Origin of the sequence: Isoptericola chiayiensis (assembly GCF_013149805.1) — a bacterium.
Lineage (GTDB): Bacteria > Actinomycetota > Actinomycetes > Actinomycetales > Cellulomonadaceae > Isoptericola > Isoptericola chiayiensis.
The window spans coordinates 17,840-28,753 of sequence record NZ_JABEZT010000008.1; the positions used below are offsets into that span (position 1 = coordinate 17,840).

The 10,914-nt window shown below is 71.2% G+C and carries 10 protein-coding genes; 8 read left to right on the forward strand and 2 right to left on the reverse strand.

The window, feature by feature from the left end:
- The first annotated feature begins 31 nt into the window (after window positions 1-31).
- The 5 genes from ilvC (at window position 32) to HDG68_RS13590 (ending at window position 4,801) form a co-directional block, all read left to right on the forward strand.
- Window positions 32-1,060 carry a ketol-acid reductoisomerase gene (gene ilvC, locus HDG68_RS13570; RefSeq protein WP_343037582.1) on the forward strand — a complete coding sequence of 343 codons (1,029 nt, stop codon included), beginning with the start codon at window positions 32-34 and terminating at the stop codon, window positions 1,058-1,060.
- Between the two features lie 324 nt (window positions 1,061-1,384).
- On the forward strand, window positions 1,385-1,963 hold the full coding sequence (locus tag HDG68_RS13575) for an ASCH domain-containing protein (protein ID WP_172152989.1): 579 nt from the start codon (window positions 1,385-1,387) through the stop codon (window positions 1,961-1,963).
- A gap of 12 nt (window positions 1,964-1,975) precedes the next feature.
- Window positions 1,976-2,374 carry a VOC family protein gene (locus tag HDG68_RS13580; protein ID WP_172152991.1) on the forward strand — a complete coding sequence of 133 codons (399 nt, stop codon included), beginning with the start codon at window positions 1,976-1,978 and terminating at the stop codon, window positions 2,372-2,374.
- 71 nt (window positions 2,375-2,445) lie between these two features.
- Window positions 2,446-3,489 (forward strand): 3-isopropylmalate dehydrogenase, encoded by a 1,044-nt coding sequence (locus HDG68_RS13585; protein ID WP_172152993.1) that lies wholly within the window; start codon window positions 2,446-2,448, stop codon window positions 3,487-3,489.
- A gap of 181 nt (window positions 3,490-3,670) precedes the next feature.
- Complete coding sequence (locus HDG68_RS13590) at window positions 3,671-4,801, forward strand: branched-chain amino acid aminotransferase (RefSeq protein ID WP_172152995.1); 1,131 nt, start codon at window positions 3,671-3,673, stop codon at window positions 4,799-4,801.
- 67 nt (window positions 4,802-4,868) lie between these two features.
- Here the strand turns inward: HDG68_RS13590 and HDG68_RS13595 are convergent, their stop codons facing one another.
- Window positions 4,869-5,426 (reverse strand): hypothetical protein, encoded by a 558-nt coding sequence (locus HDG68_RS13595; protein WP_172152997.1) that lies wholly within the window; start codon window positions 5,424-5,426, stop codon window positions 4,869-4,871.
- A 318-nt stretch (window positions 5,427-5,744) separates the two neighbouring features.
- Here HDG68_RS13595 and cimA point away from each other — a divergent pair, with 318 nt between their 5' ends.
- A complete protein-coding gene (cimA, locus tag HDG68_RS13600) occupies window positions 5,745-7,388 on the forward strand; it encodes a citramalate synthase (RefSeq protein WP_172152999.1) in 1,644 nt (547 codons plus the stop codon).
- Between the two features lie 10 nt (window positions 7,389-7,398).
- Here cimA and HDG68_RS13605 read toward each other — a convergent pair whose 3' ends face one another.
- Window positions 7,399-8,274, reverse strand: coding sequence for an SIS domain-containing protein (locus HDG68_RS13605; RefSeq protein ID WP_172153001.1), 876 nt, complete (start codon window positions 8,272-8,274; stop codon window positions 7,399-7,401).
- A 79-nt stretch (window positions 8,275-8,353) separates the two neighbouring features.
- On the opposite strand from HDG68_RS13605, the gene lplB reads away from it, so the two are divergent.
- Together lplB and HDG68_RS13615 are read left to right on the forward strand one after the other, a co-directional pair.
- Entirely contained in the window at window positions 8,354-9,430 is a 1,077-nt protein-coding gene (gene lplB, locus HDG68_RS13610) for a lipoate-protein ligase small subunit (RefSeq protein WP_172153003.1), read from the forward strand.
- A 174-nt stretch (window positions 9,431-9,604) separates the two neighbouring features.
- Window positions 9,605-10,912, forward strand: a complete 1,308-nt coding sequence (locus tag HDG68_RS13615) for a sugar ABC transporter substrate-binding protein (protein ID WP_172153005.1) — start codon at window positions 9,605-9,607, stop codon at window positions 10,910-10,912.
- The last annotated feature ends 2 nt before the right edge of the window (window positions 10,913-10,914 follow it).

Here is a 10,914-nt window from a genome sequence, read left to right on the forward strand (position 1 = left end):
GCAAGAACCCTGAGGAAAGAGGAGCACCACCGTGGCTGAGATGTTCTACGAGGACGCCGCCGACCTGTCCATCATCCAGAGCAAGAAGGTCGCCGTCATCGGCTACGGCAGCCAGGGCCACGCCCACGCGCTGAACCTGCGCGACTCCGGCGTGGACGTCCGCGTCGGCCTGCGCGCCGGGTCGTCGTCCGCGGCCAAGGCCACCGACCAGGGCCTCAAGGTCCTGCCGGTCGCCGAGGCCGTCGCCGAGGCCGACGTCGTGGTCGTCCTGGCCCCGGACCAGGTCCAGCGGGACCTCTACCGTGACGAGATCGCCCCGAACCTCACCGAGGGCGCGGCGCTCGTGTTCGGGCACGGCTTCAACATCCGCTTCGGCTACATCAAGCCCGAGGCCGGCCACGACGTCCTCATGGTCGCCCCCAAGGGGCCGGGTCACCTGGTCCGCCGCGAGTACGTCGACGGGCGCGGCGTGCCGGTCATCGTCGCCGTCGAGCAGGACGCCTCCGGCTCGGCCTGGGACCTGGCGCTCTCCTACGCCGCCGGCATCGGCGGCCTGCGGGCCGGCGGCATCAAGACGACCTTCACCGAGGAGACCGAGACCGACCTGTTCGGCGAGCAGGCCGTGCTGTGCGGCGGTACCTCGCAGCTCGTGCAGTACGGGTTCGAGGTCCTGACCGAGGCCGGCTACCAGCCCGAGGTCGCCTACTTCGAGGTGCTGCACGAGCTCAAGCTCATCGTCGACCTGATGGTCGAGGGTGGTCTGGCCAAGCAGCGCTGGTCGATCTCCGACACCGCCGAGTACGGCGACTACGTCTCCGGCCCGCGCGTCATCTCCCCGGACGTGAAGGAGAACATGAAGGCCGTGCTCTCCGACATCCAGTCGGGCGCCTTCGCCGAGCGCTTCATCGCCGACCAGGACGCCGGCGCCCCCGAGTTCAAGGAGCTGCGCGCCAAGGGCGAGCAGCACCCGATCGAGACCACCGGCCGCGAGCTGCGCAAGATGTTCGCGTGGATCAAGCCCGCTGACTCCGACTACACGGAGGGCAGCGCCGCCCGCTGACACCACCCCTGTCGCGAGCGACGCGTGCGGCCGCCACCCCGACCCGGGGGTGGCGGCCGCGCGTGCGTCCGGACCGGTGCCCACCCGCGAGGTAGGCAACGATCCCGCGAGGTAGCGCTGCGGTCCGCGAGGTAGGCCAGATACGCGTGAGGTAGGCGTCGCTGGTGCGACGGCGGTTTGGACGCGACCTACCCCGGCGAGAGGTTGCCTACCTCGCCGAGATGTTGCCTACCTGGGCAAGGAGTTGCCTACCTCGCGTGATGTTTGCCTACCTCGGCACTTCGCGGCGCACGTCGCGAGGAGGTTGGTGGCAGGATGACGACCATGACCGACGACGACGTGACCACGGGCGACGCCGTAGGGCAGGGCGACCCGCAGCTCGACGGCGAGCCGCAGCTCGACGACACCGTGCAGGCCGAGCGCATCACCGCCTTCTGGGACGCAGCCCGCCCCAAGGCAGGGCGCACGAGCCACGGGGGAGCGGTGGGTGAGCGTTCCGAGAACGTCGTGCCGCCACCCGCCTGGGCCTTCGGTGACAACCCGGAGCTGGCGGACGAGCTGCTCGCACTCGTGCTGTCGGGCACGAAGACGGCGACGGCGTCGCTCGTCGTCGAGTACGCGGAGGCCGACGAGCCGCAGCCGCGCAAGGGCGACCTGTCGATCCTGCTCGACGGCGCGGGGGAACCGAGGGCGCTGATCCGCACCACGCAGGTGGACGTGGTGCCGTTCTCGGACGTGACCGAGGAGTTCGCCTACCTCGAGGGGGAGAACGACCGCACCCTGGCGAGCTGGCGCGAGGGCCACGAACGCTACTGGCGCCGGACGCTGGCCGGCACGGAGCACGAGTTCGACCCCTCCCTGGAGGTCCTCTGCGAACGCTTCAAGGTCCTCTACTCCGAGTGAGGTGAGCGTGCCGTGACGTTGCGCTGGTACTCGACGGTGGTGGAGACCACCGACACCCGTGCGCTGGCCGGCTGGTGGGCCGAGGCGCTGGGCTGGCAGTTCGCCCACACCTCGGACGAGGAGTGCGTCCTCGTGCCGCCGTGGGCCCGCGAGCTCGTCGACCGGTTCGAGTTCCACCAGGTCCCGCCCGGGATGGTGTTCGTGCGCGTCGAGCACGAGAAGACATCGAAGAACCGGCTGCACTGGGACTTCGCGCCGCACACGAGCGACGACCGGGACGCGGAGATCGACCGCCTGGTGGCGCTCGGTGCCACGGTGGTGGACGTCGGCCAACCGGCCGACGCCTCGTGGACGGTGCTGGCGGACCCGGACGGCAACGAGTTCTGCGTGCTGTCCTCGCGCGAGTACTGAACCTCCTAGCGGGCGTCCGGATGGTGGGACGGTTGTCCCGCATCCTGGCGCGAGGCGCGTAGGATCGGTGCATGACGCGCAACATCGATCTGGCAGTGGTGGCAGGCGACGGCATCGGCACCGAGGTCGTCGAGCAGGGGCTGACGGTGCTCGACGCCGCGCTGGCCGGGTCCGACGTCAAGATCTCGACCACCGAGCTCGACCTCGGCGCACGCCGGTGGCACGCCACCGGTGAGACGCTGACCGACGCCGATCTGGCGCGCATCAAGGAGCACGACGCCATCCTCCTCGGCGCCATCGGCGACCCGTCGGTCCCGTCCGGCGTGCTCGAGCGCGGTCTGCTGCTCAAGCTGCGCTTCGCGCTGGACCACTACGTGAACCTCCGCCCGGGCAAGCTCTACCAGGGCGTGACCAGCCCGCTGGCCGACCCCGGCGAGGTCGACTTCGTCGTGGTGCGCGAGGGCACGGAAGGCCCGTACGTCGGCAACGGCGGCTCGGTGCGCACCGGGACGCCGCACGAGATCGCCACCGAGGTGTCGGTCAACACCGCCTTCGGCGTCGAGCGGGTCGTGCGCGACGCCTTCGCCCGTGCCCAGGCACGTCCCCGCAAGCACCTGACGCTGGTGCACAAGCACAACGTGCTGGTGCACGCCGGCCACCTGTGGCGCCGGACCGTCGAGGCCGTCAACGCCGACTTCCCCGACGTCACCACCGACTACCTGCACGTCGACGCCGCGACGATCTTCCTGACCACGAACCCCTCCCGGTTCGACGTCATCGTCACCGACAACCTCTTCGGCGACATCATCACCGACCAGGCGGCCGCGATCACCGGCGGCATCGGCCTGGCCGCGTCGGCCAACATCAACCCGGACCGCACGGCACCGTCGATGTTCGAGCCCGTCCACGGGTCGGCGCCCGACATCGCCGGCCAGGGCAAGGCGGACCCGACGGCGACCGTGCTCTCCGTGTCGCTGCTGCTCGACCACCTCGGTCTGGCCGACGCCGCCGCCAAGGTCGAGGCGGCCGTCGCGGCCGACCTCGCCGAGCGGGGGAGCCGAGTACGCTCGACGGCCGAGGTCGGCCGCGAGCTCGCCGCGCGCGTCTCCGGCTGAGGCCGACGCCGACCGGCCCGGACCAGCCGGGCCGGTCACCGCCGTCGGACCTCTGCGACCCGGTCGTCGCCCCGTCCCCCGATCACTCCTGCGACGGGTGACCGCTGTGGCCGGCGTACTGGTGCCCACCGGGCGGCGAGACGTGGAAAACTACAGGGGTTACCCGGTGAAAGGCCCCATCATGACCACGACCTCGCACAACGTGCTCCCCGCGGAGCTCGAGGACCTCGTCGCCCTCTTCGACGTCCGCGGAACCGACGCCCCCACGCCCGACGACGAGCGGGAGGCGGCACTCGCCCAGCCGAAGTTCGGCACCGTGTTCACCGATCACATGGCCCGGGTCACCTGGCGCCAGGACTCGGGCTGGCTCGACCGCCGCGTCGAGAAGTACGGGCCGTTGCAGCTCGACCCCGCGACCGCCGTCCTGCACTACGCGCAGGAGATCTTCGAGGGGATGAAGGCGTACAAGCACTCCGACGGGTCGGTGTGGACGTTCCGACCCGACGCCAACGCCGCACGGTTCGCCCGGTCGGCGCACCGGCTCGCCCTGCCGGCGCTGTCGGTCGACGACTTCATCGGCTCGATCGCGGCGCTCGTGCGCACCGACAAGGCCTGGGTGCCCGGCGGCGAGGACTCCAGCCTCTACCTGCGCCCGTTCATGTTCGCGTCGGAGCCCTTCCTGGGTGTGCGGCCCTCGGCCGAGGTCGAGTACCTGTGCATCGCCTCGCCCGTGGGTCCGTACTTCGCCGGGGGCGTCAAGCCCGTGTCCATCTGGGTCTCGCAGGACTACCACCGGGCCGGCCCGGGCGGCACCGGGGACGCCAAGTGCGGCGGCAACTACGCCTCCAGCCTGCTCCCGCAGACCGAGGCGCAGCGCAACGGCTGCGACCAGGTGTGCTTCCTGGACGCCTCGAGCGACACCTACCTCGAAGAGCTCGGCGGCATGAACATCTTCGTGGTCATGGCCGACGGCACCGTGCACACCCCCGAGCTGACCGGTTCCATCCTCGAGGGCGTCACCCGCTCGTCGATCCTGCGCCTGCTCGCGGACCGGGACCTCGACGTCGTCGAGCGCAAGATCCCGCTGACCGACGTCGTGGAAGGGCTCGCGGACGGCAGCGTGCGCGAGATCTTCGCGTGCGGGACCGCCGCCGTCGTCACGCCGGTCGGGCGCCTGGCCGGGGGGACGTTCGACCACGTGGTGGGTGACGGAGAGCCGGGTGAGCTGACCATGGCGATCCGGACCGAGCTCACCGACATCCAGTACGGCCGCGCCGAGGACCGCCACGGCTGGATGCGCCGGCTCGCCTGAGCCCGGGCGCAGGTCGCGCCCCGGGCCGCAGGGTCCGGGGCGCGACCGACGACGGCGGCAGCGTGCGTCAGCGGGGCGGACGCCGCACCAGGGTCCGGCTCAGGACACCGCTGAGCATCGAGTAGACGGCGATCCCCAGGATCAGCCATGTGAGAGCCGTCATCGAACCGGCCAGCGGGTCGGGGTCGCCCGTGAAGGGCAGCACCGCCAGGATCACGGTCGTCAGGGCGACGAGCCAGCCGAAGAACATCCGCGCCTTCGGCGCGATCAGCACCAGGAGCTGCAGGACGACGGCCGCCACCAGGGCGTACAGCGCCCCGGCCGCCGCCCACGAGGCCTCCTCACCCGCGCCGAACGCGTCCGGCGGAGGGTAGAGGCCGATGTCGAAGACCTCGTCGAAGATCACCGCGGCGGCGAACCCCAGCAGCGCGCAGACCAGCACGGTGGCCCCCGCACCGGCCCAGTAGCGGCCGACGTCCAGGCGGGCGCGCTCCGGCTCCGCCGGGGGCTTCGGCTCCCAGGCGGGCTGCCCGCCGGGGACGACGCCGGGCGCCGGCTCCTGCGACTCAGGGTATCGCTGGAACGGCTGCGTGGGGTCGTCCTGGCCGTAGCGTGGGTCGCTCACTGTCATGTCTCCTCGCGCGACGGACGGGCGCCGTCGTCGCCGCCTCCAGCGCACCACAGTTGGGCACGGAGCACCACGCAACACCCCGTACCGGGCGGTAGTTCACCACCGCCAGGTCGCGGAACGTCCACGGTGCGGGACTCCGTGACCGCAGGGTGGGCGGTGTGGCACGATGTGACCTATGACTCGCACCCGGCAGCACCGCCACCGCCGCTGCCCGATTAGCTAGCGCGTCCGGTCCAACCCGGCCGGACGCGCAGACCTTCCGTACCCGGAGGGTCTTTTTTGTTGTCCAGATCGCACCCCCGGAGCCCCTCGATGGCCACCGCCCCGTTCCACGTGTACGACACCACCCTGCGCGACGGCGCGCAGCAGGAGGGCATGAACCTCGCGATCGCCGACAAGCTCGCGATCGCCCCGCTGCTCGACGAGCTCGGCGTCGGGTTCATCGAGGGCGGCTGGCCCGGCGCGATCCCCAAGGACACCGAGTTCTTCCGCCGTGCGGCGAAGGAGCTGGAGCTCAAGAACGCCGTCCTGGCGGCCTTCGGCTCCACGCGCAAGGCGGCCACCCGGGCCTGGGACGACCCGCAGGTGCGCGCGCTGCTCGACTCCGAGGCGCCGGTGGTGACCCTGGTCGCCAAGTCCGACGTGCGCCACGTCGAGCGCGCGCTGCGCACCACGCCCGACGAGGGACTGGCGATGATCCGCGACACCGTCGAGTTCCTGGTGGGCGAGGGACGCCGCGTCGTGGTGGACGCCGAGCACTTCTTCGACGGCTACCGGTACGACCCGGGCTTCACGACGGCGGCCGTGCGGACCGCGTTCGAGGCCGGCGCCGAGGTGGTCGCCCTGTGCGACACCAACGGCGGGATGCTGCCCAGCTGGGTGACCGACGTCGTCTCCGAGCTGCGGGACACCCTGGGCATCGTGCACGGCCGCGACGCCCGCCCCGGTGACGGGCTGCTGGGCATGCACGCCCACAACGACTCCGGCTGCGCCGTCGCCAACACCCTCGCCGCCGTCGAGGCCGGCTGCGCGCACGTGCAGGGCACCGTGAACGGCTACGGGGAACGCACCGGAAACGTCGACCTGGTGACCGTGGTGGCGAACCTCGCCCTCAAGCACGACCTGTCGACGCTCGCGGGGGACGGGCTGGCCGAGTCCACCCGGATCGCCCACGCCGTCGCGGAGATCACCAACATCGCCCCGTACACGCGCCAGCCCTACGTGGGGGCGAGCGCGTTCGCCCACAAGGCGGGGCTGCACGCCAGCGCCATCAAGGTGGATCCCGACCTCTACCAGCACGTCGACCCGACCGCCGTGGGCAACGACATGCGCATGCTCGTCTCGGACATGGCCGGCCGGGCGTCCATCGAGCTCAAGGGACGTGAGCTGGGCTTCGACCTGGCCGGCCAGGGCGAGCTGCTCACGCGGGTGACCCACCGGGTCAAGGACGCCGAGGCGCAGGGTTACACGTTCGACGCCGCCGACGCCTCGTTCGAGTTGATCCTGCGCGAGGAGCTCACCGGGGCACGGCCGCAGTTCTTCCGGATCGAGTCCTGGCGAGCCATCGTCGAGACCACGGGCGGCACCCGCAACGCCGACCGGCACGACGCCGAGGCGCTGGCCGAGGCGACCGTGAAGCTGCACGCGGGCGGCGAGCGCATCGTCGTCACCGGTGAGGGCAACGGCCCGGTCAACGCGCTCGACCAGGCGCTCCGGCACGCCCTGACCAAGGTGTACCCCGACATCGAGCGGTTCGAGCTGGTCGACTTCAAGGTGCGCATCATGGACGCCCAGCACGGGACCGACGCGACCACGCGCGTGCTGGTCGAGACGACCGACGGGCAGCACACCTGGTCCACGGTGGGTGTCGGGCCGAACATCATCGAGGCCGCCTGGGAGGCCCTGATCGACGCGCACGTCTTCGGGCTGCTGCATGCCGGCGTCGAACCGCGCTGACCTGTCGGCCTCAGCTGTCCGGCCCCATTCGGTGCTGCTGCACGGCGTCGTAGGTGTGCTTGAGCGCGGCGGTCGTGGCGTCGAACCGGCGCTGCGCGACGTTGACGAACAGGAAGTCGACCACCGCGAGCTGTGCGATGCGGCTCGCGAGCGCCCCGGTGCGGAACTGCGTCTCGCGCACCGCCGTGGTGAGGACGGTGTCCGCCAGGCGGGCGAGCGGTGACGTGGGAAACCCGGTGATCGCCACGGTGCTCGCCCCCCGCCGTCCGGCCAGGGTGAGGGCCTGGTGGACCTCGACGGTCCGGCCGGTGTGGGAGATGCCGATCGACACCGAACCCGGCCCGAGCAGCGCGGCGGACTGCAGCTGCTGGTGGGAGTCCATGGGGGCGAAGCACACCAGTCCGATGCGCGAGAGCTTCTGTGCCAGGTCCTGCGCGGTGAGCCCCGAGGCCCCGACGCCGTAGACGTCGATACGGTCCGCGGCGGCGACTGCCCGGACCGTCTCCTCCAGTGCGTCGAGGTCGATCGACCTCGCGGTGCTCTCGATGGTGCGGGCCTCGTGGAAGGCGATCTTGGACACGACCTCGGCGAGGTCGTCGTCGCGGGTGATCTCGCCCTGCGCCACCCCGGACCTCTCGCGTTCGGCGGCGCGCCGGCTGGTGGTCCGGGCGAGGTCGATACGGAAGCCCGGGTACCCCGGGTACCCGGCGCTGCGGCAGAAGCGGACGACGCTCGCCTGGGACACGCCGGCGCGGGCTGCGAGATCGGAGATGGTGGCACCGACGACGGCGACGGGGTCGTCGAGGACGGTCTCGGCGATCCGCAGCTCGGCGGGCCGCAGGCTCGGCAGCATCTGTCGCAGCCGGACCAGGAGGTCTCCGTCCACGGTGCGGTCTCCTCTCGTGGCTCTCGGGCAGCAGGCCCAGTCTGGCACCGGGCCCGCCGTGCGGGTCTATCGTGGACCGGTGCGAGGAGAGTACAAGGTTCCCGGTGGCAAGCTGGTCGCGGTCGAGCTGGAGGTCGCGGAGGATCGGCTGACGCGAGTCAGCGTCTCGGGCGACTTCTTCCTGGAGCCGGACGACGCGCTCGAGGTCATCGATCGCGCGTTGACCGGGGTGTCGGCGTCGGCCGGGACGAGCGAGCTCGCTCGCCAGGTGTCCGACGGCCTGGAGCGGGCGGAGCGGGAGGGCGTGGTCGCCGGTCCGGTGGCGATGGTGGGGTTCGACGCCTGGGCGGTCGCCGTGGCCGTCCGCCGGGCGCTCGGCCTGGCCACGACGTGGGAGGACCACACCTTCGAGGTCCTTCGTCCCGGCCCCCTCCCGCCGCGTCATCTCGCTGCGCTGGACCAGGTGCTCACCGAAGAGCTCGCCGCGGGTCGGCGGGGACCGACGCTGCGCTTCTGGGAGTGGGACGAGCGCGCCGTGTTCATCGGGTCGTTCCAGTCGTACCGCAACGAGATCGACGACGACGGTGTGGCCGAGCACGACGTCACCGTCGTCCGCCGCATCTCGGGTGGTGGCGCGATGTTCATGGAGGCGGGCAACTGCGTGACCTTCTCCCTCGTGGTGCCGGGGTCGTTGGTGGACGGGATGAGCTTCGAGCAGTCGTACGCCTTCCTGGATGCCTGGGTGCTCGAAGCGCTGGGAGAGCTGGGGGTGGAGGCGCACTTCTCCGGGATGAACGACGTCGCCTCGCCCGCCGGCAAGATCGCCGGGTCCGCGCAGAAGCGCCTGGCCGGGGGAGCGGTTCTGCACCACATGACCATGGCCTACGACATCGACGCCGACAAGATGATGCAGGTGCTCCGGATCGGTCGCGAGAAGATGTCGGACAAGGGCACCCGCAGCGCCAACAAGCGCGTGGACCCGTTGCGTTCGCAGACGGGGATGTCTCGCGAGGACGTCGTCGACGCGTTCGCCACCTCGTTCGCTGCGCGGTACCGGACGAAGGACTCCGAGCTGCGACCGGAAGAGTCGGAGCGGGCAGAGGAGCTGGTGCGCAGCAAGTTCTCCGCCGTGGAGTGGATCCACCGGGTCCCCTGACCCCCGACCGGCGCCGCGGGTCGAGGTCACCGTCCGATCACGATGTGGTCAGGGGGTTTCGTTCGCCCTCCTCTGGTATTAATCTTCACCGAAGGCCACCGGCCAGAAAGTTAGTTTCAGTACCGGACCGGACGACGCGGCCCGGAACACCGATCGAACAGACGGAGGAACGCGATGAAGCGGATCGACTCCCACCGGGCGGCCGTCGCCGCCGCCGGCGCCGTGGCGATGCTCGCCGTGGCCGGGTGCTCGGGGTCCGACGGCGGGGACGCCGAGCAGGGCGCGACGGGTGCCGAGGGGCAGACGCTGGACGTCTGGATCATGCAGGGCACCAACCCCAGCGCCGACGAGTTCTTCGACGGTGTCGCCACGGCGTTCACCGAGCAGACAGGTGCCGAGCTGAACGTCGAGTTCGTCGAGTGGGGTGACGCCCACGACCGCTTCGTCACGTCCATCGCCGGCGGCACCACCCCGGACGTCGCGGAGACAGGAACCACGTGGACGCCGGAGTTCGCCGACGCGGGTGCCCTGGCCCCGCTGGGCGACTACGTGAGCGACGCGGGCCTGGACGGCGACCTCGTGGAGGGCCTCGTGGACGCCGGTACCTACGACGGAGACCTGTACGGCATGCCCTGGTACGCCGGCGTGCGGTCGCTGGTGTACAACACGGAGATCTTCGAGCAGGCGGGCGTCGAGCCGCCCACCACCTGGGACGAGCTCGAGCAGGCCGCGCGGACGATCAAGCAGGAGCTGCCGGACACGATCGCGGTGGCGGTGCCGGGCGACGCCGAGTTCACCGTGTACCCGTGGATCTGGGGTTCCGGCGGCCAGATCGCCTCGCAGGACGGCGAGACGTGGACGTCCGAGCTCGACAGCCCGGCCTCTCAGGAAGGACTGGAGTTCTGGACCGGCCTTGCCGAGGACGGCCTGTCCTCCGCCGGTGCGACGACCTGGCGCGAGACCGACGTGCTCGACGCCTTCGCAGCCGGCGACGTCGGGATGGCCGTCATGGGCTCCTGGACGCCGGGCGCGATCGTGGAGGCGAACGCCGACATGGAGGGCAAGTTCGCGGCCGTGCCGATCCCGGGGCAGGACGGCGGCATCGCGCCGTCCGTGCTGGGAGGCTCGCACCTGAGCATGTTCTCCACCGCCGAGAACCAGGACCTCGCCTTCGCGTTCATCGAGATGATGACCACCGGTGAGTTCGCCACGCAGTGGGGTGAGCAGGCGGGCTACTTCCCGGGGCAGACCTCGCTGCTGGAGGAGACCCTGGACAGCACCGACCCCCTCGTCGCGCCGTTCGCGCAGCAGTTCGTCGAGGGCGGGGCCTCGGTCCCGGTGTCGCCGGACTTCGGGGCGGTGCAGGCCAAGGCCACCACCTCGACCATGATGCAGTCGATCCTCTCGGGCAACGCCGACGTCGCTACCGCGAGCTCCTCGGCCGCCGAGGAGATGACGAACCTGCTCAACGGGGGCAGCTGACG

Coding starts and splice junctions, on each gene's coding strand:
- HDG68_RS13575 (WP_172152989.1), top strand. CDS start 1,385: ATGACCGACGACGACGTGACCACGGGCGACGCCGTAGGGCAGGGCGAC.
- HDG68_RS13585 (WP_172152993.1), top strand. CDS start 2,446: ATGACGCGCAACATCGATCTGGCAGTGGTGGCAGGCGACGGCATCGGC.
- HDG68_RS13590 (WP_172152995.1), top strand. CDS start 3,671: ATGACCACGACCTCGCACAACGTGCTCCCCGCGGAGCTCGAGGACCTC.
- HDG68_RS13615 (WP_172153005.1), top strand. CDS start 9,605: ATGAAGCGGATCGACTCCCACCGGGCGGCCGTCGCCGCCGCCGGCGCC.
- cimA (WP_172152999.1), top strand. CDS start 5,745: ATGGCCACCGCCCCGTTCCACGTGTACGACACCACCCTGCGCGACGGC.